15 protein-coding genes are annotated in these 23,261 nt (G+C 35.2%); 7 read left to right on the top strand and 8 right to left on the bottom strand.

The genetic code is table 11. The features are described 5' to 3' along the window. Nucleotides 1–149: 149 nt before the first annotated feature. The 3 genes from RT250_RS10885 to RT250_RS10895 form a co-directional block, all read right to left on the bottom strand. Nucleotides 150–3,602: a pyruvate carboxylase gene (locus tag RT250_RS10885; RefSeq protein ID WP_313114755.1), complete on the bottom strand. Its 3,453-nt coding sequence runs from the start codon at nt 3,600–3,602 to the stop codon at nt 150–152. A 151-nt stretch (nt 3,603–3,753) separates the two neighbouring features. Then, nucleotides 3,754–4,848: a hypothetical protein gene (locus RT250_RS10890; RefSeq protein ID WP_313114756.1), complete on the bottom strand. Its 1,095-nt coding sequence runs from the start codon at nt 4,846–4,848 to the stop codon at nt 3,754–3,756. Between the two features lie 100 nt (nt 4,849–4,948). Then, a complete protein-coding gene (locus RT250_RS10895; protein WP_313114758.1) occupies nt 4,949–6,301 on the bottom strand; it encodes a dihydrolipoyl dehydrogenase family protein in 1,353 nt (450 codons plus the stop codon). Nucleotides 6,302–6,469: 168 nt separating this feature from the next. On the opposite strand from RT250_RS10895, the gene mfd reads away from it, so the two are divergent. Continuing rightward, nucleotides 6,470–9,847 carry a transcription-repair coupling factor gene (gene mfd / locus RT250_RS10900; protein ID WP_313114759.1) on the top strand — a complete coding sequence of 1,126 codons (3,378 nt, stop codon included), beginning with the start codon at nt 6,470–6,472 and terminating at the stop codon, nt 9,845–9,847. 55 nt (nt 9,848–9,902) lie between these two features. Here the strand turns inward: mfd and cysM are convergent, their stop codons facing one another. Next, nucleotides 9,903–10,787, bottom strand: a complete 885-nt coding sequence (gene cysM, locus RT250_RS10905) for a cysteine synthase CysM (RefSeq protein WP_313114760.1) — start codon at nt 10,785–10,787, stop codon at nt 9,903–9,905. Beyond that, entirely contained in the window at nt 10,780–11,568 is a 789-nt protein-coding gene (gene epsC, locus RT250_RS10910) for a serine O-acetyltransferase EpsC (protein WP_313114761.1), read from the bottom strand. Before epsC ends, cysM begins: the two co-directional genes overlap by 8 nt. A gap of 144 nt (nt 11,569–11,712) precedes the next feature. On the opposite strand from epsC, the gene RT250_RS10915 reads away from it, so the two are divergent. Beyond that, a complete protein-coding gene (locus tag RT250_RS10915) occupies nt 11,713–13,041 on the top strand; it encodes a TlpA family protein disulfide reductase (protein ID WP_313114762.1) in 1,329 nt (442 codons plus the stop codon). Between the two features lie 57 nt (nt 13,042–13,098). On the opposite strand, the gene RT250_RS10920 is transcribed toward RT250_RS10915, so the two are convergent. From RT250_RS10920 to RT250_RS10930, 3 genes are all read right to left on the bottom strand, one after another. Further along, nucleotides 13,099–13,461 carry a YraN family protein gene (locus RT250_RS10920; protein ID WP_313114764.1) on the bottom strand — a complete coding sequence of 121 codons (363 nt, stop codon included), beginning with the start codon at nt 13,459–13,461 and terminating at the stop codon, nt 13,099–13,101. 123 nt (nt 13,462–13,584) lie between these two features. Next, nucleotides 13,585–14,214: a hypothetical protein gene (locus RT250_RS10925; RefSeq protein ID WP_313114765.1), complete on the bottom strand. Its 630-nt coding sequence runs from the start codon at nt 14,212–14,214 to the stop codon at nt 13,585–13,587. A gap of 356 nt (nt 14,215–14,570) precedes the next feature. Further along, nucleotides 14,571–15,485, bottom strand: a complete 915-nt coding sequence (locus tag RT250_RS10930; protein ID WP_313114766.1) for a S66 peptidase family protein — start codon at nt 15,483–15,485, stop codon at nt 14,571–14,573. 62 nt (nt 15,486–15,547) lie between these two features. Here RT250_RS10930 and metG point away from each other — a divergent pair, with 62 nt between their 5' ends. From metG to RT250_RS10955, 5 genes are all read left to right on the top strand, one after another. Further along, nucleotides 15,548–17,668 carry a methionine--tRNA ligase gene (metG, locus tag RT250_RS10935; protein WP_313114767.1) on the top strand — a complete coding sequence of 707 codons (2,121 nt, stop codon included), beginning with the start codon at nt 15,548–15,550 and terminating at the stop codon, nt 17,666–17,668. Nucleotides 17,669–17,690: 22 nt separating this feature from the next. Next, the gene (locus RT250_RS10940; RefSeq protein ID WP_313114768.1) at nt 17,691–19,187 is read left to right on the top strand and encodes a hypothetical protein; all 1,497 of its coding nucleotides are present in this window, start codon (nt 17,691–17,693) and stop codon (nt 19,185–19,187) included. Between the two features lie 2 nt (nt 19,188–19,189). Further along, nucleotides 19,190–21,331 (top strand): Tex family protein, encoded by a 2,142-nt coding sequence (locus RT250_RS10945; RefSeq protein WP_313114769.1) that lies wholly within the window; start codon nt 19,190–19,192, stop codon nt 21,329–21,331. Nucleotides 21,332–21,435: 104 nt separating this feature from the next. Further along, nucleotides 21,436–22,329 carry a DMT family transporter gene (locus RT250_RS10950; RefSeq protein ID WP_185099342.1) on the top strand — a complete coding sequence of 298 codons (894 nt, stop codon included), beginning with the start codon at nt 21,436–21,438 and terminating at the stop codon, nt 22,327–22,329. A 28-nt stretch (nt 22,330–22,357) separates the two neighbouring features. After that, complete coding sequence (locus RT250_RS10955) at nt 22,358–23,260, top strand: histone deacetylase family protein (RefSeq protein WP_313114770.1); 903 nt, start codon at nt 22,358–22,360, stop codon at nt 23,258–23,260. The last annotated feature ends 1 nt before the right edge of the window (nt 23,261 follow it).

Raw genomic sequence — 23,261 nt, forward strand, 5'->3', positions numbered from 1 at the left:
GGTTTCAATTCCAATTAAGTTGAGCCCTACAAGAATCGCTCTTGTTTATCTCAGCACAAAGCTTAGCAAACCATGACAATTAAAATTGCATTGCTATTTATCCATATATCAGTTCAACTTCAACTTCGACTTCGACTTCGATTTCAATATTACTCAAGTGTTACAATTAAATCGTCCTTCATTACCATAGTTCCAGGCTTAAGGGTGATAGACTTCACTTTCCCATCCTTATTGGCAGTTATTGAAGATTCCATTTTCATAGCTTCAATAATAAAGAGGTGATCGTTTTTCTTTACTTTTTGTCCTTTTTTCACCAATACTTTATATAAGCTTCCTTGTAAAGGTGCACCGTACTGATTTGGATCTTGAGTGTCGGCTTTTACGTGAACTTCTTTTTCTACCTTAATAGATTTATCTCTAATTTGAATAAATCTGTTTTCCCCGTTTACCGAAAAGAAAACTATACGTACTCCATCTTCATTAGGTATTCCTACCGAAAGCAATTTAACGATAATAGACTTGCCTGGCTCTAATTCAATAATAGCCTCTTCGCGAAGTTTCATTCCGTAGAAGAAATTTTCAGTAGCAAGAATAGCAACATTGCCATACAGTTTATATTTTTCGTGTGCGTCTTCAAAAACACGTGGATATAAACTATAAGAAAGGAAATCCTCAAACTCAATTTGTCTTGTAAAGCCTTGTTGAAATTTCTTACTGAAAACCTTAAATTCTGCCTCGAAATCTATTGGCTTTAGATGTGCATTCGGTCTATCGGTATACGCTACGTTGTTTTTCAAAATTATCCTCTGAAGTTCTTTTGGAAACCCTCCAAGTGGTTGTCCAAGATCCCCTTTAAAGAAGTTTATTACAGATTCTGGGAAGGAAATGTCTTCGCCGCGCTGCATAACATCTTCTGGAGTAAGGTTGTTTGTAACCATAAAAATAGCCATATCTCCAACTACTTTGGAGCTTGGCGTTACTTTTACTAAGTTGCCAAACATTCTATTTACCTGCTCGTACATCTTTTTCACTTCATCAAAACGATCGCCTAAACCAAGTGCTTCGGACTGCGGACGTAAATTTGAATACTGTCCGCCTGGAATTTCGTGTTGGTAAACCTCTGCTGTTCCTGCCTTTAGTCCAGATTCAAACGGATAGTACATTTCGCGAACGTCTTCCCAATAATTAGAAAACTCGTTTAGTTTGGTGATATCAAATTTGTTTTCTCGAGGTTGATTGCGCATCATCTCAACTATAGCGTTGAAGTTTGGCTGAGAGGTAAGCCCCGAAAGTCCGCCTAAAGCAACATCTACAACATCAACTCCCGCTTCAATAGCTTTTAGGTAGGTAGCAGATTGTATTGATGAAGTGTCGTGAGTGTGCAAGTGCAACGGAATTTTAACTGTGTCTTTTAATGCAGCCACCAGTTCTGCAGCGGCATAAGGTTTTAAAAGACCAGCCATATCTTTAATCGCAATCATATGCGCCCCGGCATTTTCTAAGTCTTTTGCAAGTTGTGTATAATATTTTACGGTGTATTTGCTTTCATTTGGGTCAAGAATATCACCTGTATAGCTAATTGCTGCTTGAGCAATTCCGCCAGTTTTGTTTCGAACATAGTTAATACTTGGCTCCATTGCTTTAACCCAGTTTAATGAGTCAAAAATTCTAAAAACATCAATTCCGTTTTCCCAAGAGGTTTCAATAAATTTTTCAATTAAATTATCAGGATATGCCTTGTAACCAACTCCATTCGAGCCTCGAAGTAGCATTTGGAAAAGTATGTTTGGCATCAACTTGCGAAGTTCGCGTAATCGCGTCCAAGGACTTTCATGTAAAAATCTAAGGCAAACATCAAAGGTTGCACCTCCCCACATCTCAATACTAAATGTATTTGAGTGATTTTTGGCAAAACTTTCAGCTACTTTCAGCATATCATAACTACGCATCCTGGTAGCGAGTAATGATTGATGCGCGTCGCGAATTGTTGTGTCTGTATATTGAATCTTCTTTTCATCTTTTAGCCAAGCACAGAATTTTTCGGGACCCATTTCCGTGAGCATATCTTTTGTGCCTTTTGGAAATTCTTGGCTTTTATCAAATTTTGGCACTTTAGGTGTTCTAAAAACCTTGTTTTTATCGATGGTTTTTACATCTGGGTTTCCGTTTACAATTACTTCTCCTAAATAATTTACAATTTTAGAAGTACGATCTTGTGGAAGTTTTATTTCGAATAGAGAAGGGGTGTTGGCAATAAAATTAACAGTAGCTCTCCCTTCTTTAAAAGTTTCGTTGTGTATTACATTTTGAAGAAAATGAATATTGGTTTTTACCCCGCGTATTCTAAATTCTCTAAGTGCGCGTGACATTTTACGCACTGCACCGTCCAATGTTCGTCCGTGGGCAGAAACCTTTACAAGCATAGAGTCGAAAAAAGGGCTAACGCTATAGGATTGATAAATACTACCGGCATCTAGACGAATTCCCATTCCGCCAGCACTGCGATAGGTAGTAATGGTTCCGTAATCTGGGGTGAAATTATTTTCGGGATCTTCAGTTGTAATACGGCATTGCATAGCAAAGCCATAAGTTGCTAATGAGTCTTGACCGTAAATTTTAATCTGTTTATCGCTTAATTTGTAACCTCCCGCAATAAAAATTTGAGTTTTTATAAGGTCTACTCCAGTTACCATTTCGGTAACCGTATGTTCTACTTGAATTCGTGGATTCACTTCAATAAAGAAAACGTTGTCATCTTTATCAACTAAAAACTCAACTGTACCTACGTTATTGTAATTTACTTCCTCTGCAATTTTAATTGCGTATTTATAAAGCGCATCTTTTACATTCTGGGAAACATTAAAAGAGGGAGCAACTTCAACAACTTTTTGGTGACGCCTTTGTACCGAGCAGTCACGCTCGTATAAATGGCGAATATTTCCGTGGTTATCGGCTACTATTTGAACTTCTAAATGCTTAGGATCTTCAACGTATTTCTCGAGAAACATGGTGTCGTCGCCAAAAGCATTAAGCGATTCGCTTTTTGCAGAATCGAAATTGTTTTTTAAATCGTCTTCAGTGCGAATAATTCTCATTCCGCGTCCACCACCACCAGAGGCAGCTTTCAGCATAATAGGATAGCCTACTTTTTTGGCTTCGGAAATGGCAATTTTTAAAGAAGATAATTCCTTGTCATTACTTTTAATAATAGGAACGCCACACTTTTCGGCAATTTTTTTGGCAGTAATTTTGTCTCCTAAAGCGTCCATAGCTTTTGGATCTGGACCTATAAAGATAATTCCATTTTTGGCACAGTTTCGAGCAAATTCAGAGTTTTCAGATAAAAAGCCATACCCGGGGTGAATGGCATCTACATTCTTAGACTTGGCAAGTTCAATAATTGCATTTCCGTCTAAGTAGGGTTTTAAAGGCTGGTCATTTTCACCTATTTGATAAGATTCATCAGCTTTATAGCGATGTTGTGAATAGCGGTCTTCAAGAGTATAGATAGATACTGTTTGCAAATTAATTTCTGAACAGGCTCGCAATACTCGAATGGCTATTTCACCACGGTTAGCCACCAAAACTTTCTTTATCTTCATGAATTATTTTTTATAAGGATATACGTAAGGCTATAAAGATAAACAAGGCTATGCTTTAATATGAAAATAAAACGAAAGAATTAACAATATTTCAAAAACCCGAAATAGGATAAATAAGTGTTAAAATAAGCTAGAAATACTGTGTTTTACATTAACGTTGAGGGCGCTGCTGTCTTTTTCTTCGTATGATATATGGATTTACATTTTTGTAATTACGAATTACAAAGGCTAATGCGCTTTCCAATACCTGCCCCATATTAATTGCTTTTTTAAAGTTCACATCACCTGTAAGTTCAAAAAGATCCATTTTTAATTCTTCAATCTTTTCGGGAGGTGAAATAGTGTCTTCTTTCATGCAATTTATCAAGGCTTTTAATCTCTTTTTCTCATTTGTAGCTCGTTTTGCTAGCAATGATCTTTCCTCACTAATATACTGGTCTATTGACGTTTGTTGAAGAAGTTCCATGGTCATTTCAACTAACTTATTGTTTTCTTTTAGGAATTGAGGTTTGTAAACCTTTGCATTCCCTTCATAAGATTGTTGGTCAAAATCTATAGCGCGAATTCTATATTGAATTCGGTCAAAATCGTGAGTAAGTACCATTACATAGTTGTAAGATCGCATATCTCCTAATAAACGTATAAAGCAGCGTTCGTTGAATTTTACAAATTCTTTGGCTATCTCAAGTTTGTCTCTTTTAGAACATTCATCCAAATGGTTGTTTATAAATTCGTCACCAGGAATTCCTGAAATATGCTCCTCTATTAAAGTATTTTTTCTCACTAAAAAGTTAATGTGGTTTGGCGAAAGTAAATCTTCAAGTTCTAAGCCGTATATTCGGGAAGCATCTGCTTTTTTAATGTAGATATAGAGATAATTATCGTTAAGAATATTACGAACTTTAATTCGAAATGGTTTAGAATTTCCAAAGGTGCAATAATCTACACTATCAATATTTAAGAAAGGTAAAATAGTTTCATTTCCATCGGAATGTAGAATGGAGTATACTTTTTTTAAGCTCTCATTTATTTCTTCTGTTTCAAATTCAGAATAGTAAACTCTTACCCAAAGCGTGTCTTTTCCATTTTTATCATATACAGAAACAGACCCCTGAAATCGCAATAAATCGTCGTAGTAAATAGGAATTTTAATGGTTCTCCCGTGACGGGTTAAATACTTTAAAAACCTATCAGTAATAGGGTAAGTGGGTTTCTTCTTCGAAATGAGTTTATTTTGACTTGGCATAATTGCGGTAAATATTCTTTAAATATAAGGGTTTTCATAATTATGGATTATTTCTTCATCTTCATCTTCAATTCATCTTCATCTTCTAATTTCTATTCCCTTAAACCATCCCTTTAATATCATTCCCCCAAGTAGGGTAAGCAAAAATCATTGCTTTAAGATTTTCTGTGGTGAGTTTCCCACAAATAGCCAGCACAAACAAATTAATCATTTCACCAGCGCCAGTAGCAATTATGTGGGCGCCAAGGACGATGTTTCTATCCTTATCTACAATAGTTTTATAGGCGTAAACTTTGTCGTTTAGACGTTTTGCATTAAACCATTTAGGAACGCTTTTGTATTCTACTACATAGTTATAGCCTTTTTCTTTTGCTTCGTCTTCAGTCATTCCAATAGTGGCAACCTGAGGAATTGTAAAAACCACAGAAGGCACAGGCGGGAAATCCATTTTAGTCTTATTCCCATTTCTAATATTTAAAGAAACAACTCGAGCTTCCTGAGAAGATGTTGGGGTTAACGGAAGTGACCCACTTGCCGAAACATCACCGCAAGCATAAACAGATTTATTAGTTGTGTTTTGAAGAAATTCATTTACTGAAACTCCTCCCTTTTCAAATGCTACATTTCCTTTTTCTAAATCTAATTCGTCTATAGAAGGAACGCGACCGGCGGTGTTAAAGACCATTCTTGTATCGACCGATTCAGCTTTACCATTTACCTCAAATGAAACTCTATAGTTTTTCTGAAGCTTCTCTACTTCAGTAACCTTTGCATTAAAAATAAATTTAATTCCAATTTCTTCTGAAGCTTTTGTGAGGTGTTCAACAATATCGGCTTCAAAAGGACCTAAAGGTCTATCTGAAAATTCAATTACGGTAACTTTTACTCCACAACGAGCCGCAATGTGCGCAAATTCCATCCCGATATATCCCGCGCCTACAAAAACCATGTTTTCTGGTAATTCCTCTAGCTCAAAAAAATCGTCACTAATTTTTAAATAATCTCTTCCGGGAATTTTTAGTTCCATTGGTTTTTGCCCTGTTGCAATAACTATTTTTTTAGCCTTTACAGTTTTCCCTTCTACCGATAGTGTGTTTTCATCTAAAAATTTTGGCGATTGATGATACATTGAAATTCCTGCTTTTTTTAACTCTTTTTCAGTCACTGCAGGAACAGCATCAGTAAATTTCGATTTAAATTTTTGTATATCTCTCCAGTCAATTTTAGGAATAGATGTGATACCATTACCCTTCAAGTTTTCTGAAAGTTGTATGGCTTCGGTAAATCCAACTAAAACTTTTTTAGGGTCGCATCCTCTTTGAGAGCAAGTTCCGCCAAATTCACGGTTGTCGGCGATTGCAACTTTCATTCCTTCGGCAGCACAATCGTATGCTACAGTTTTACCCGCCGTGCCAGTTCCTATTACAAAAACATCGTATTCTTTAAACGCCATTACTTAAATTTTTAAACACCTAAGGATTTAAACTTATGGGATGTTGTTTCAGTTAATTCTAAAAATACAGATTCATTTCAGGGATGTATGTTATTAAAATGATAAAGTTGAAATTAAAACCTGTCAGCTTTTGAAAACCTGATAGGTTTGGATTAAATTTGCCGTTCAATGAGCAAAACATTCGCTACTTCACTGTATTCTCAGTCTTTGCAAACGCAAAAACTAGGAGAAGCTATATCCCAAAAGCAACGAGCAATTTCAGTATCAGGCCTTGTTGGCTCTTCCATTTCGATGGTTTTGGCCCAAGCCTTTAAAAATACCGATTTGCCTTTTCTTTTTATTTTGAATGATAAAGAGGAAGCCGCTTATCACCTTAACGATTTGGAAAACCTTTTGGGTGATAAAAATGTACTTTTTTATCCTGGAAGTTATCGCCGGCCATATCAAATAGAAGAAACGGATAACGCTAATGTTTTATTGAGAAGTGAGGTTTTAAACCGAATTAATTCTCGAAAAAAACCGGCATTTATCGTCACTTATCCCGAGGCACTTTTTGAAAAAGTTGTTACTCGAAAGGAATTAGAACAAAACACCCTAAAAATAGCGGTAAACGATCAGCTTTCAATTGATTTTGTAAACGAAGTCTTGTTTGAATATCGTTTTAAACGAACAGATTTTGTTACGGAACCAGGTGAGTTTTCGGTTCGCGGAGGAATTTTAGATGTGTTCAGTTTTAGTAATGATGAACCCTATCGAATTGAGTTTTTTGGTGATGACGTAGATAGTATTCGAACCTTCGATGTGGAAACACAGCTTTCATTAGAACAAATAAAAAAAATTTCAATAATTCCAAATATTGAAAACAAGATAATCGATGAAAACCGAGAGTCTTTTCTAAAATATATTGCTTCTAAAACAGTGGTTTTTCTAAAAAATGAAGAACTTTTTAGCAGTGCAATAGATAATCTTTTCAAAAAAGCAACCGAAGCTTTTAACGCAATCGATTCTGAAATAAAACGAGCAAAGCCTTCAGAGTTATTTTGCGATTCTACATTGCTGAATGGGCAACTTACAGAGTTTACAACTGTTACATTAAACGTAAAGGGAAGAAGAAATTTAAAAGAGGATGCTAATCGATTAGAGAAAGTGTCTTCGGTAATATTTTCAACCAAGCCACAGCCTTCATTTAATAAGCAATTTAATTTGCTGATTGATAATTTGAATGAAAACACCGATAACGGATATAAAAACTACATTTTTTGCAGTAGCGAACAGCAAGCAAAACGTTTTCACGACATTTTTGAGGATGCCGAGCAAAATGTAAATCAATTTGAAACAGTTGTTTTTCCTTTGTTTCAAGGGTTTATTGATGATGATCTGAAAATAGTTTGCTACACCGACCATCAAATTTTTGAACGTTATCATAAGTTTCAACTTAAGAATGGCTACGCCAAGAAACAAGCGATAACGTTAAAGGAAATAAACAACCTTGAAGTGGGGGATTATGTTACTCATATCGATCACGGGATAGGGAAATTTGGAGGTTTACAGAAGATTGAAGTAGAAGGAAAAATGCAGGAAGCCATCAAGCTTTTTTACGGCGAACGCGATATTCTATACCTGAGTATTCATAGTCTTCACAAGATTTCAAAATACAACGGGAAAGATGGTAAAGAGCCCAAAATTTATAAATTGGGTAGCGATGCTTGGAAAAAGCTAAAGCAAAAAACCAAAACCCGAGTTAAGGAAATTGCTTTTAATTTAATTGAGCTTTACGCAAAAAGACGCACCCTTAAAGGGTTTGCATATGATCCTGATAGTTACTTACAGGCAGAGTTGGAATCTTCATTTATTTATGAAGATACTCCAGATCAGAGTTCTGCTACCGAGGACGTTAAAAAAGATATGGAAAACGAACGCCCGATGGACCGATTGGTTTGTGGTGATGTTGGTTTTGGAAAAACAGAAGTAGCTATTCGAGCTGCATTTAAAGCGGTTGATAACGGAAAACAAGTTGCTGTTTTAGTGCCTACAACTATTTTGGCGTTTCAGCATTTTAAAACATTTTCTGAAAGGTTATCAGAAATGCCAGTAAAAGTGGACTATTTAAATCGATTTAGAACTGCGAAAGAAAGGAAAGCAGTTTTGGAAGGATTAAAGGATGGCCGTTTAGATATCGTAATTGGAACGCACCAGTTAGTAAATAAATCGGTTGAATTTAAAGATTTGGGATTGCTAATTATAGATGAAGAGCAGAAATTCGGAGTTGCAGTTAAAGATAAACTGAAAACTATAAAAGAAAATGTAGATACACTAACATTAACGGCAACGCCAATTCCGCGTACGTTGCAGTTTAGTTTAATGGCTGCACGTGATCTTTCGGTAATCACTACTCCGCCGCCAAACCGTTATCCAGTAGAGACGCACGTTATTCGCTTTAGTGAGGAGAATATTCGCGATGCTGTTCAATATGAAATTTCGCGAGGCGGACAAGTTTTCTTTGTTCACAACAGAATAGAAAACATTAAAGAAGTTGCTGGAATGATCCAAAGGTTGGTGCCTGATGCTAAAATCGGTATTGGTCACGGGCAAATGGATGGTAAGAAACTAGAAGACCTAATGCTTCGATTTATGAATAATGAATTTGATGTATTGGTTTCTACCACAATAATAGAAAGTGGATTGGACGTGCCTAACGCGAACACTATATTCATTAACAACGCTAATAATTTTGGTCTTTCAGATCTACACCAAATGCGTGGGCGAGTGGGTAGAAGTAATAAAAAGGCATTCTGTTACTTTATTACTCCAGACTATTCTGCGATGACTGACGATGCACGAAAACGAATCACTGCATTAGAGCAATTTTCAGAATTGGGAAGCGGAATAAACATCGCGATGAAGGATTTAGAAATTCGCGGTGCGGGTGATTTACTAGGAGGTGAGCAAAGTGGATTTATTAATGAAATTGGTTTTGATACGTATCAAAAGATTCTATCTGAAGCCATTGAAGAACTAAAAGAAAAAGAATTTAAAGATCTCTACGAAGATTCTTCAGCTCCGTTGAGTAATAAGAAATTTGTGAAGGAAATTACAATCGATTCGGATTTTGAATTGCTTTTCCCTGATGATTATGTAAATAATATTACCGAACGACTAAATCTTTATACCAAGTTAAATGAGCTCAAAGACGAGAATGAACTTCAAAAATTTGAAAAGGAGTTGCTTGATCGTTTTGGAGAGCTGCCAATACAGGCTGAAGACTTGTTAAACAGCGTGAGGTTGAAATGGCTAGCTATTTCTATGGGCTTAGAGCGATTGGTTATTAAAAACAATAAAATGGTTGGGTATTTTATTGCAAACCAACAAAGTGCTTTTTATCAAAGTCCAACTTTTACAAAAGTGCTTCAATATGTTCAAAGTCATCCACAAAAAGTAACTATGAAAGAAAAGCAAACTCGCAACGGCTTGCGATTGCTTTTAACTTTTGAAAATATTACTTCTGTTAATAAAGCACTTCAGGCAATGGAGTTATTTAAAGATTAGTATTTCAAACCTAACAGGTTTTTAAAACTAGTTAGGTTTGAAATTAAATTGAGGTTTAATCAAACAGTGGAGAGGATAAATATCGATCTCCACGGTCGCAAATTATCGCTACCACAACTCCGCTTTCTATAGTTTCAATTAGTTTTAAGGCAGCTGCAACACTCCCGCCGCTACTCATTCCGGCAAAAACGCCTTCTTCTTCCGCTAAGCGTTTCGTCATTTTTGTAGCTTCTTCTTCACTAACTTCAATAACTTGATCAACTTTTTTTGGATTAAATATTTTTGGTAGATAAGCTTCTGGCCACTTTCTAATTCCTGGGATTTTAGCTCCATCGGTAGGTTGTGCACCTATAATTTGAATGTCTTTATTCTTTTCTTTTAGAAATGTAGAAACTCCCATAATTGTACCTGTTGTTCCCATTGCCGAAACAAAATGCGTTATATTACCGTCGGTATCATTCCAAATCTCTGGACCGGTGGTTTTATAATGGGCTTTCCAATTATCATCATTTGCAAATTGATTGAAAGAATAATAACCTTCTTCTGCTACCTTTCTTTCTGCATAATCTCTTGCGCCTTCAATTCCAATATCGGCTGAGGTTAATGTAACTTTTGCTCCATAGGCACGCATAGTTTGAACTCGCTCTTTGGTAGAATTTTCAGGCATAACTAGTTCAATACTCAACTTAAATATCCCCGCAATCATCGCTAAAGCAATTCCTGTATTACCACTAGTAGCTTCAATTAGTTTAGAGTTTTTATCAATTTCACCTCTATCTAATGCCGACTTAATCATATTGTAAGCGGCACGATCTTTTACGCTACCACCAGGATTTTGTCCTTCTAATTTTAAAAGCAGAGTAATGTTTGGATTGTTTACCAAACGGGTTGCTTTTATCAGTGGAGTGTTTCCTATAAAATCTACGATTTTTTTATACATTTTCTGCTGTTTTAACTCTTACTTGACTTATATTTGATACTAGTGAATTTGGTGCAATAGACTTGGTGACCCAAGCATTACCTCCAATTATACTATTGGCTCCAATTACAGTTTCACCACCCAAAATTGTTGCGTTAGCATAGATTACTACGTTATCTTCAACTGTAGGATGACGTTTTATGTTGCGTAAGTCTCTTGCTACTGATAGCGCTCCCAAAGTTACGCCTTGGTAAATTTTTACATTATTTTTAATTATCGTTGTTTCTCCAATAACAGTCCCAGTAGCGTGATCTAGATAAAACGACTCACCAATTTGAGCCCCAGGGTTGATATCTGCTCCTGAAATATGATGCGCATATTCGCTCATTAATCTTGGAATTAATGGCATTCTCAATTTATAAAACTCGTGGCTTAACCTGTGTATTACAATGGCGTAAAATCCAGGGTACGACAAATAAATTTCCTCAATAGAATTGGCCGCAGGATCATTTTTTAAAAATGCTTCAGCATCTTTGTTTAATTTCTTTAAAATTTCAGGAAGCTTTTCAACATAGTTTCTCCACATTTTTCTACAAGGCTTTTCAGGCTTCCAACAGGCAATGTCAGACAATTCCTCAAACATTGCTTCCAAGATTTGTAGGTTTTTAGAAACCGATGTTTCTGAATCGAAGAGTGTTAAGAATAAAAGATCTGTAAATACTTCTGTGCGAACTTTTAATCGATACTTTAAATTCGGGTTTTCTTTCTGCTTTTCTATTGCCTGAATTATGTCGTCGTTCATATCTGCATTTTTATCAGTGAAATTAAAGATTGAATATTACTTTCTAAAGTTACAGAAATAATAAAAAGTAATCCCCACCTACTAACTTGCAAAGATTATTTTTCCAATCAAAAGATTGATAGCTTTGTTAATTAATTAACTATCATGATCAAAAAAATATTACTTCTAGTTCTTTTAAGTCCATTCTTTCTTTATTGTCAAGATTCTATGACAGGAGAATTTTCTCCAAAGGAAGACTTTGATTTTGCTATTTTATACCGCTTAACGCCAACAGGTAAAATTTATGCACAAGACACCAAAATTGGAAATGATGGAAAGTTGAAATTGAATTTCGATTCACTTTCAAAAGGAAGTTACCGATTGGTTTATAATTTACCAGAAGAAAACAACTATTTTGATTTTATATATGATGGAAATGAAGAGGTGTCATTTACTTTTTCTGAAACCACTGGTGTAGTATTCACAGATTCTCAAAATAAAATCCTTAATGAGTATTTAAAAGAAATGGATGCTATTGAAAATGCATTGAATTCGGAATTGACTTCTGAAAGTTCAAATACCAAAGACGTTAAAACGCTTCTTAGAAAACAAATAGATATTCAAAATAGGGCTGAGAATGAATCAAAAAATTCTTTTGGTTCATTATTCGTCAAGGCTAATAAGCCCTATATCCCAAATGATTTTAAAAATAGAAGCTTATACTACGGAGAGAAGAAAACAAATTTCTTTAGCAATTTTGACTTTGAGGATATGCAACTACAAAGCTCCTCTTTTCCTTTAAAAATTATTGAAAAATATTACGAAGAATTCACTTTAGTTCAAGGTTCTACATTTTATCGCTCTCTTATAAATGACATATATTTCGAAATTAAAAACAGCGATTCTGAATTTCAAAAAACAGTGTTAGCGGGGTTTTGGCAATCTTTAGTTGATAAAAACAAAAACAACGCTGCCAATTATTTAGCCGACAATTATTTGACAGACCTTGCCACCTCACATGATGATACTGTTCTAATTAAAAAATTAGACTTATTTAAAAACCTTTCCGTTGGAGCTAAAGTCTCAAACTTTAGTTGGGAGGATGAAAACGATAACGAAAACACACTTTATTCCACAGACGTGGCTGAATATTATGTCCTGGCTTTCTGGAGTTCAGACTGCCCTCATTGTATGGAACAAATGCCTTTTTTGAATGAAAAGATGAATACTATAAATAGTAATAAAATTAGAGTGATAGCTGTTGGATTAGAAATGGAGGATGAACCTTGGAAGCAAACGACAGAGCAGCTCAGTAATTTTATCCACGTATTGAGAAAGGATGAGGACCGCGCAGCTATTACTTTAGATTATAATGTGACAGGAACTCCTACTTATTTCGTTTTGGATAAGGATACAAAGATCATCGGAAAGCCTCAAGGTCAAAATACTTTATTTGGTATCATTGATACTTTAGAAGCCCACAAAAAACAGTAAGGTAATCTATGAGTTTCATAGTTTTTACAACTTGAAAGTAGGCAAGTTTTGTAGGCATTAAAAATGATAGAAAGCATTTTCGAAGTGCTCTAAACTTTCGGTCTTTTTGTTTTTTAAAATAGCAATAATATCGAAACGAACTTCAACATCGAGTTCATTTGAAACTATATATTCGTTTGCAGCTTTCACCAAGTTTTTAATCTTTCCCGGAGTAACAAAATTCTGAGGGTCGCCAAAAAAGTCGCTATTTCTAGTTTTAACCTCAACAATTACAACGGTATCTTCTTCTTTTTGGGCGATAATGTCAATTTCAGCTTTGTCAAAAAAGAAATTACGACGTAGAATTTTGTAGCCGTTTTTTATTAAGTATTGAGCGGCTATTTCTTCCCCTATTTTTCCGAGTTCATGGTGATTGGCCATAATACGCTAAAATTACTGAAAAATTAAAATTCAAGTTTCAACTTTTAAAATTTCATTTAGCAATTTAAAAGATGATTTTTTTAACCTCAGCTATTTGTTTTTATTCTGCAAATTAGCCCACAACTATTCTCTGCCTACAAACAATGTTATTATATCTGATTTATTTCCGGAATGTCGAACTAATAATTTGAGTTTCACGCTTTTTCCTTCATCCTCATATGTGCCCCAAGGTATACTCGCTCCCCAAAATCCATCTGGACTTATTTTTTCGCGAATCGGAGTCCAATCTTGAATCAATCTATTGTTTTGATCAACCCTAAACATCTTTACTTCTACTGTACGTCCTGCTGGACCTTCGCCGTGAAGTTGTACTTTGGGCATATGTCCTTCAGTGTTTCCCGATACACTCTCTCCTAAAACATAAAAGTTGGAATTTGGATATTGTTGTGAGATATGAGGAAAGATAATAGCAAACTCTTTACTTGGTGGTCCTTTTTTAGTTGGAGGAATCTGTTCTCCGGTAATAGGATCGATGCGGCCGTGTATCACTCGTTCCCGTTTTGGAACTATTTTTCTGTTATCAGGATTAACCACCATAATTTGATTAGTATCTGCTAATTTTTTATTAGTAGGAGTGGTAATTTTCTGGTTTGTAGCATCTTTTGTTTTCGTTCTCTTGGTTATTTGTGAATAAAGTGGTGTAGCCACAAGTAAACATAATAGCGTAGCTAGAAATAATAATTTAGTTTTCATAACTGTTTTCTATATTGGTTAGTAATTTTTAAATCAAACACTTAAAAATACAAAACCATATTGCAGAATTTCAAAGGTTTATGGAGTTTGGTGTGTTTTAATGAGTGTAAGACGCTTATGAGTTAGAATCTGACCAAATAAGAAAATCTGCAATTGAATTTGAATACCAATTTACATAGTCTAAATGTATTTAAATTAATAGTTACAAACTCAAGTATTTTATTTGCCTTTAACATGAATACATTGAAATTCTGAGTAATAAATGGTGATGTCTGTTCGAGCGCAGTCGAGAACTTGAAAATCTTGATTATAAAAAGGTTTCGACTACCCTCAACCTGACAACGGACTTGAATTTTTTAAAAGTTTAAAATCACCTGATCGTTTTCATAGATCAATTTAACTTCCCTCCCAAAAATCAACGCTTGATTATCTTTAATATGCCCAGCGGGAAAGTTGAAAAACACAGGATAATTATAATCCTTTACTGCGTCTAATATAATCTCTTCAGCAGTTTTTCCAAATGGAATTGTATTATCGTGCATATCTGTCATTCCACCAATAATTAGTGCCTTAAGGTTTGCCAACATTCCATTTCTTTTCAAATTCATCATCATTCTATCAATGTGATATAGGTATTCATCTAAGTCTTCAATAAAAAGAATTTTGCCATCAGTATTTATTGCTGAACTACTTCCGCAGAGCGAATAAAGCACAGAAAGATTTCCGCCAACTATTTTGCCTTGAATCGAGCTTAGCTGCTGTTTTTGTAGAAAAGTTTTATTGTAAGTATTAACATTAAAAGCGATTGAATATTCTTGTTCAAATAAAACCTTCCGAATTAATTCTCTTGCTTCCTCAGTTTTATTTTCGATATCTAAGCACATTTGTGCGTGTAAGGTTTCAATTCCTAAATTGTGAATGTGCGAGTGTAATACGGTAACATCACTATAGCCAATAATCCATTTTGGATTTTTTTGAAATGCTGAAAAATCTAACATATCAATCATTTTAACAGTACCATAACCACCTCTGGCACACCAAATAGCTTTGATGTTTGGATTGTCGAGCATTTGCTGAAAATCTTCGGCTCTTAATTCTTCATTCCCAGCAAATTGATTTTCTTCGGCTCCAATAGTTTTTCCTAAAACAGCCTTTAATCCCCAGCTTTCTAAAATTTTAAGTGCTGGTTGTAATTCTTCTTTTTTAAGTTTTCGAGCGGTAGATACTATCGCAATTGTATCACCTTTTTGAAGTGTATTTGGTGTTATCATGAATCGATTTAAAACCACAAATTACTACATTTATATGTACTTTTGTACTTTCAAAAAAAATTATGGAACAAAACCCAAATAGGTATACAATTACCGCAGCCTTACCATACACAAACGGTCCCGTTCATATCGGCCATTTAGCAGGTGTTTATGTGCCAGCTGATATTTATGCACGCTACCAAAGACTTCAAAACAAAGACGTCGCATTTATTTGCGGTAGTGATGAACACGGCGTGCCAATTACAATAAAAGCAAAAAAAGAAGGAATTACGCCTCAACAAGTAGTGGATAAATACCACGGAATCATCAAAAAAAGCTTTGAGGAATTCGGGATTTCTTTTGATAACTATTCGCGTACTTCTGCTGAAATTCACCATAAAACCGCTTCAGATTTTTTCAAAAAACTATATGAAGACGGCAAATTCACCGAAGAAGTTACCGAGCAATTATACGATGAAGAAGCTAATCAGTTTCTTGCAGACAGATATATTACAGGAACTTGCCCTAAATGTGGGAATGAGGAAGCCTATGGCGATCAATGTGAAAAATGTGGCTCTAGTTTAAACGCTACAGATTTAATCAATCCGAAAAGTGCAATTTCAGGAAATGTGCCTGTATTAAAAGAGACAAAACACTGGTTTTTGCCATTGAATGAATATGAAGATTTTCTAAAACAGTGGATTCTAGTAGACCATAAAAAAGATTGGAAGACTAACGTTTACGGACAGTGTAAAAGTTGGATAGACGATGGCTTACGTCCTCGCGCGGTAACTCGTGATTTGGATTGGGGAATTCCTGTGCCAGTAGAAGGAGCAGACGGAAAAGTACTTTACGTTTGGTTTGATGCGCCTATCGGCTATATTTCAGCAACCAAAGAATGGGCAGCACGCGAAAACAAAAATTGGGAAGATTATTGGAAGGACGATAAAACCAAAATGCTTCACTTTATTGGAAAGGACAATATCGTTTTCCACTGTATTATTTTTCCAGCGATGTTAAAAGCGGAAGGAAGTTACATTCTTCCTGAAAACGTTCCGGCAAACGAATTTTTAAACCTTGAAGGAAATAAAATTTCAACTAGCAAAAACTGGGCAGTTTGGTTACACGAGTATTTAGAAGATTTTCCAAATCAGCAAGACGTGTTGCGTTACACTTTAACAGCAAACGCACCTGAGACAAAAGACAACGATTTTACTTGGGCAGATTTCCAAACTCGTAACAACAGTGAGTTGGTTGCCATTTTCGGAAACTTCATTAACCGAGTAATGGTTTTAACCGATAAATATTACGGAGGAATAGTTCCAGAACCATCAACTTTTTCTGAGATTGACGAGCAGACGTTAAATGAATTAAAAGCATATCCTGCTGTAATTGCAAGTTCGTTGGAGCGTTACCGTTTCCGCGAAGCTCAAGCGGAGATGATGAATTTAGCTCGTTTAGGAAATAAGTATTTAGCCGACGAAGAACCTTGGAAGACGTTCAAAACTGATGAAGATCGCACCAAAACAGTAATGTATGTTGCATTGCAGATAGCTTCTGCTTTGGCTGTTTTAAGCGAACCGTTTTTACCATTTACTTCAGATAAATTGAAAAACATGCTTAATGTCACCCTGAGCCCTTCGACTTCGCTCAGGACAGGCTCCGTCGAAGGGTCTATTAAATGGAACGACGTTTCAACAAAATCAGAACTTATAAAACCTGGTCATAAAATAAACAAGGCCGAATTGCTATTTAGCAAAATTGAAGACGAACAAATTCAAGCCCAATTAGATAAACTACAAGCCAGTAAAAAGATGAATGAATCGACAAGCTCAGCACAGGCTGCTGACAATAAAAAAGTAGAGCCACAGAAAGAAACAATTCAATTTGAAGATTTTATGAAACTCGATATGCGAGTGGGTACAATCATTGAAGCCGAAAAAATGCCGAAAGCAGATAAGCTTTTAATTTTAAAGGTTGATACTGGAATTGACATACGCACTATTGTTTCAGGGATTGCTCAGAGCTTTAATGCGGAAGAGATTATTGGTAAAAAAGTTACTGTTTTGGTAAATCTAGCACCAAGAAAACTTCGCGGAGTGGAAAGTCAAGGAATGATTTTGTTGACAGAAGACGCAGCGGGGAAACTTGTTTTTGTGAATCCTGGGGAAGAGGGCGTTGATAACGGGGCTACTATAAATTAAAAATTTCGAGAAATTTCAAAAAATGACATTTAAAACTCCAATTCTAATTCTTTTGTTTTTAAGCTTTTTCACTTCTTTTGCTCAAAAGGAAGTTTTATCATTGACAATTGATGATAAAACTGCCATGTTGCCAAGAACAAAGAAAGGGTTTAACTTTTTGAATACAACGAACGGGGATTTGGTGATTGTTATGATTGATAATAAAATGGGTTTCGCTAATCTATTCGATAAAGATTTCACTGAAAAAAGCGCCGTAATATTCAACCCTCCAAAACACGAGAATATATTAGGCTATAAAATTATTGGTAATACTTATGAAATTTTGTTTTCAAATAATTCAAAGAAAAAATTCACGATAATTAGAATTGATTTTGACTCTAAAGAAGTTTCAGAAAAGGATTTCAAATTTGATTTTGAGGATGAAAAATATCTAGAGACGGTTCATTATAACAATCAATTGTTTGTATTTACTGGAACGAAAGACAATGTTTTTATTATAAGAGAATTAGGAGAGGGCGGATTTTTGACATTAAAATCTTTCCAAATTGAAAGTCGAAAACAAGATTTTTTAAAGTTAGTTGGTTTAAAACCATTTAATCCCGAACGAGAGGTTAATGAGAATCGCAAAGAAAAACTTTTAAAACGAGAGCAATTGTTTGGTAGTTTAAAATCAAATGTTACCAAAATTGATAATCGCGTTCCTAATGCAATTGAGCAAACGGCTCAAAATAACAAGCTTTATCAAAACAATAAATTAGTTTATTTAACTATTGAAGATGAAGATAGCCTTAGAACAATTTTTTATAAAATAGACTTAGAGAGTCTAGATATGGAAGAGGCCTTTTATAATTATCCGAAAGGAAGAGTTGGCGATTTTAAAAAGCACAATTCTTATGTTTTGGATAACAAATTGTTTCAATTAGGAAGCAGCGACAATGAAATGAAAATCTCTGTAAAAAGCTTTTCTGGTGAAGTTTTAAAAGAATTTTATATAGAGAGAAACCAACCAATCAAATTTAAAAATTCACCAATAATTCAGGATGGTAAAACATTTGTTCCATTCGTAAACCGTCGCGAATTGGAAGAAACTTCTCAGTATTTGCGAAAGGTATCTTCTGGAAATATAGGTTTGACTGGCTATAAAGAAGGCGACCTTTATTACTTCACAATTGGAGGATTTAAAGAATCGTCCAGTGGTGGAGGCGGTATAATGATGGGTGGTGGTTATGGCTTTACAGGCTCCACTGCTGGTGGTATGCCAATTGTTGCATATCAAGAACCTACGTATCATTCCTATTCTAGCTATACTTCAACAAAATCAACATTTTTCAACACACATTTTGATGCTGCTTTTAATTATGTGGCTCGAGAAGATAGCGAGAATATTTTTGATAGAATTCAAAAATTTAAAAAGAGTATTCAATACGAATCGGCGGAAGACATTTTTATTAATGATGGAAAAGTTTACTATTCATATTATAACTTAAAAGAAAAAACTTTACGAATTATAGAAATGTAAATATGTTAGATTCTTTAATTTCTTTTATTACCTCCCAAACCCAACTTCCTCGTAAGAGCGTAGAGAACACCATCAAGCTTTTGAATGAAGACTGTACTATTCCCTTCATTTCGCGTTACCGAAAAGAATTGACGGGTAATCTTGATGAGGTTCAGATTGGGGATATTGTAAGGTTTAAAGAACAATTTGAGGCCCTAGAAAAACGAAAATCTGCTATCCTTAAAACTTTGGAAGAGCAGAACGTTCTTACGGCTGAACTTCAGAAAAAAATTGAAGAGGCTGCAGATTTAATTACTTTAGAAGATTTGTATTTGCCTTACAAAAAGAAGCGCAAAACCAAAGCAGACACAGCTCGCGAAAATGGTTTAGAACCATTGGCAAAAATTATAATGGCGCAAACTCGTAGTATATCAAGCTCAGAAATTTCTTCGCTTGCTTCAAAGTATATAGAGGGTGATGTGAATTCCGAAGACGATGCTTTGGAAGGGGCGCGCCATATTATTGCTGAATGGATTAACGAGCGTACCGATATTCGGAATATGCTTCGTAATCAATTGGAGCGCTACGCGGCGATTTCAACAAAAGTTGTAAAGAAGTTTGAAGATGATGAAAAGGCGCAGAAATTCCGTGATTATTTTGATTGGAACGAACCTTTAAATCGAATTCCATCGCATAGGTTACTAGCAATTCTACGCGCAACTTCGGAAGGATTTATTCGAAATAAAGTTGAAATCGATGATGAAATTGCGCTTTCAAAAATTGAAAGTCGAATAGTAAAAACGAATGACGCGGCTTCAAAACAAATAAAATTGGCGATTGAAGATAGTTATAAACGCTTATTGTTTCCAGCGCTTTCTAATGAAGCATTATCTGCCGCAACAGAAAGAGCTGATGAAACTGCAATCAACGTTTTCGCTAAAAATTTAAAGCAATTATTACTTGGTTCGCCTTTGGGTGAAAAACGTGTTTTAGCTATTGACCCTGGATTTAGAACGGGTTGTAAAGTTGTATGCCTCGACGCTCAAGGTGGATTACAGCACAATGAAACCATTTATCCACACGCTCCAAAAAACGACATAAAGGGAGCAATGAAAAAAATTAGTTCCCTTGCCGATGCTCATAAAGTTGAAGCAATTGCAATTGGAAACGGAACAGCGTCACGAGAGACAGAGCAATTTATTAAGCGCATTCAGTTTAAAAATCCAATGCAGGTTTTTGTTGTGAGTGAAGCAGGAGCTTCTATTTATTCAGCTTCCAAAATAGCTCGTGATGAATTTCCTAATTACGACGTAACCGTTCGTGGTGCAGTTTCTATCGGGCGACGCTTGCAAGATCCACTTGCTGAACTTGTAAAAATTGATGCAAAATCTATCGGAGTAGGCCAGTATCAGCACGATGTAGATCAAACGAAACTGAAAAGTTCATTGGATACTACTGTGGAATTATGTGTAAATGCGGTAGGTGTAAATATAAATACCGCTAGTGTTCCTTTACTTAGCTACGTTTCGGGAATCGGTCAGAAATTAGCTGAAAACGTTGTGAATTATCGCGAAGAAAACGGTGCTTTTACATCTCGTAAAGATATTATGAAAGTCCCTCGGTTAGGGGGAAAAGCTTTTGAACAAGCAGCGGGATTTCTTCGAATTAAAAATGGTAAAAATCCTTTAGACGATTCTTCTGTGCATCCTGAAAGTTATTCGGTAGTTTCAAAAATGGCTAAGGATGAAGGAATAAATATTTCAGATTTGATAGGAAATAAATCCCTTCTTCAGAAAATAAAACTAGAAAAATACGTCACCGATAAAGTTGGACTTCCTACTTTAAAAGATATTATTAAAGAATTAGAAAAACCGGGATTAGACATTCGCGAAGAAGCGAAAGTGTTTACTTTTAATCAAAATATAAAGTCCATCACCGATTTACAAGAAGGGCAGCTGTTGCCGGGAATCGTAAATAACATTACAAATTTTGGTTGCTTTGTAGATATAGGAATCAAAGAAAGTGGTTTAATTCACGTTTCAAATTTGGCAGATACATTTGTTTCCGACGTTAGTGAGTATGTTCATTTACACCAACAAATTATTGTAAAAGTGCTTGATGTAGATGTAGAAAGAAAGCGAATTCAGCTTAAACTTCACAAGTAATTAATTTTACGTTAAATTTTAAATTCTTCAACTTATAAACAGACTTTTATCGGTTTATATAGACTAATTTTGCCGGCTTTATTAATACCTTCAACTTTACTTTTATGACAAAGCCTAGAATTGCCCTTGTCATAGGAATCATTTGTATTTCTATTTTCCCAATTTTGGTGAAGCTTAAATTGTCGCCTCCTATAATCTCTGCTTTTTATAGAATGGCAATTGCGGCATCTGTATTAGTTCCATTTGCAATATTTTCAGGAAAATTAAAAGTTCCTTCGGTAAAAATGCTTCTATTAACTGTGCTTTGCGGATTTATATTTGCACTTGACGTTACTGTTTGGAATATCGCAATACAGCAATCTACTGCTACACAAGCAACGTTGCTTACAAATCTTTCCCCAGTTTGGGTAGGGATAGGTGCGTTTTTCTTTTTGAAGAATAAGCCGACTCGGAATTTCTGGATAGGCACTTTAATTGCCATTATGGGGATGATAACCTTAGTAGGATTTCACTTTTTTGTGAATTTAGACTTTGATCTTGCATTTGTATTTGCAATACTCTCAGGTGTATTTTATGCAGTATATATGTTGGTGAGCAAATTTGTACTTTATGAAGTAGAAGTTGTTCCATTTATTACAATAAGCACACTTAGCTCTGCCGTGTTTTTAGGGGTGTTAAGTTTTATAATGAATGAACCTTTTACCGGATTTACCGAAATGGGTTGGTTATCGCTTTTAGTTCAAGGTCTAGTATGTCAATTAGCAGCGTGGCTACTTTTGGGCTATGCCACCAAACACATGCGTGCTACAAGAGTATCCGTAAGTTTATTAGGTCAGGCTGTATTAACGACACTTTTTGCGTGGATGTTTATTAATGAAGAAATTACTTTTCAAATGATTATTGGTGGAATAATTCTTCTTTTCGGAATACGTATAACATTCTATACTAAGAAGATTCCTATCATTGGTAAAGAAATAAAAAACCCTGAAACTATCTAAAATAGCGTTTTAGACAAAATATTATTCAATGATGAAAATTGCATTTCATCCCTTATTTAGCTATCCCTTGCCAAAGGGGCATCGATTTCCGATGGAAAAATATGAGCTTCTGCCGAAACAATTACTTCACGAAGGAACTTGTAAAGCTGAAGACTTTTTTGAGCCATCAATGCCTTCTAAAGAGGATATTTTAGCCGTTCATACTGAAGAATATTATAATAGCTTGAAAAACCTATCTCTCGACAGAAGGGCTGCTAGAAAAATAGGTTTTCCTTTGTCTGAAGAGTTTATTAAACGGGAGCAACTAATAGCACAAGGAACTATTGACGGCAGTGAATATGCTTTAAAATACGGAATTTCATTAAATATTGCTGGCGGAACCCATCACGCATATACCGACCACGGGGAAGGGTTTTGTATGCTGCACGATCAAGCTATTGCAGCTAGATATCTTCAGAAAAAAGGATTAGCAAAAAAAATATTGATTGTAGATTTGGATGTACATCAAGGAAATGGTACTGCTGAAATTTTTCAGAATGATGATTCGGTGTTTACTTTTTCAATGCACGGAGCCGGAAATTATCCATTTAAAAAGGAAAAAAGCGATTTAGATATCGCCGTGGCTGATGGAAGTGGTGATGAAGTTTATCTTAGAATTTTAAAAAATACTTTACCAAGATTGATTGATGAACAGCGTCCTGATTTTATCTTTTATTTAAGTGGTGTTGATATTTTAGAATCGGATAAATTAGGAAGGTTAAATTGCACTATTAACGGCTGTAAAGAGAGAGATCGGTATGTTTTGCAGATGTGTAAAGATTTAAAAATACCTTTACAAGTAAGTATGGGAGGAGGATATTCACCTGATATAAAAACGATAATTGAGGCTCACGCAAATACTTTTAGATTAGCACAAGAAATTTATATTTAAT

The sequence above is a fragment of the Aequorivita sediminis genome (genome assembly GCF_032080575.2).
Lineage (GTDB): Bacteria > Bacteroidota > Bacteroidia > Flavobacteriales > Flavobacteriaceae > Aequorivita > Aequorivita sediminis.

Bases quoted from the DNA above. Each gene is read 5' to 3' on its own strand.
- RT250_RS10885 (WP_313114755.1), bottom strand. From the start codon at position 3,602: ATGAAGATAAAGAAAGTTTTGGTGGCTAACCGTGGTGAAATAGCCATT.
- RT250_RS10890 (WP_313114756.1), bottom strand. From the start codon at position 4,848: ATGCCAAGTCAAAATAAACTCATTTCGAAGAAGAAACCCACTTACCCT.
- RT250_RS10895 (WP_313114758.1), bottom strand. From the start codon at position 6,301: ATGGCGTTTAAAGAATACGATGTTTTTGTAATAGGAACTGGCACGGCG.
- mfd (WP_313114759.1), top strand. From the start codon at position 6,470: ATGAGCAAAACATTCGCTACTTCACTGTATTCTCAGTCTTTGCAAACG.
- cysM (WP_313114760.1), bottom strand. From the start codon at position 10,787: ATGTATAAAAAAATCGTAGATTTTATAGGAAACACTCCACTGATAAAA.
- epsC (WP_313114761.1), bottom strand. From the start codon at position 11,568: ATGAACGACGACATAATTCAGGCAATAGAAAAGCAGAAAGAAAACCCG.
- RT250_RS10915 (WP_313114762.1), top strand. From the start codon at position 11,713: ATGATCAAAAAAATATTACTTCTAGTTCTTTTAAGTCCATTCTTTCTT.
- RT250_RS10920 (WP_313114764.1), bottom strand. From the start codon at position 13,461: ATGGCCAATCACCATGAACTCGGAAAAATAGGGGAAGAAATAGCCGCT.
- RT250_RS10925 (WP_313114765.1), bottom strand. From the start codon at position 14,214: ATGAAAACTAAATTATTATTTCTAGCTACGCTATTATGTTTACTTGTG.
- RT250_RS10930 (WP_313114766.1), bottom strand. From the start codon at position 15,485: ATGATAACACCAAATACACTTCAAAAAGGTGATACAATTGCGATAGTA.
- metG (WP_313114767.1), top strand. From the start codon at position 15,548: ATGGAACAAAACCCAAATAGGTATACAATTACCGCAGCCTTACCATAC.
- RT250_RS10940 (WP_313114768.1), top strand. From the start codon at position 17,691: ATGACATTTAAAACTCCAATTCTAATTCTTTTGTTTTTAAGCTTTTTC.
- RT250_RS10945 (WP_313114769.1), top strand. From the start codon at position 19,190: ATGTTAGATTCTTTAATTTCTTTTATTACCTCCCAAACCCAACTTCCT.
- RT250_RS10950 (WP_185099342.1), top strand. From the start codon at position 21,436: ATGACAAAGCCTAGAATTGCCCTTGTCATAGGAATCATTTGTATTTCT.
- RT250_RS10955 (WP_313114770.1), top strand. From the start codon at position 22,358: ATGATGAAAATTGCATTTCATCCCTTATTTAGCTATCCCTTGCCAAAG.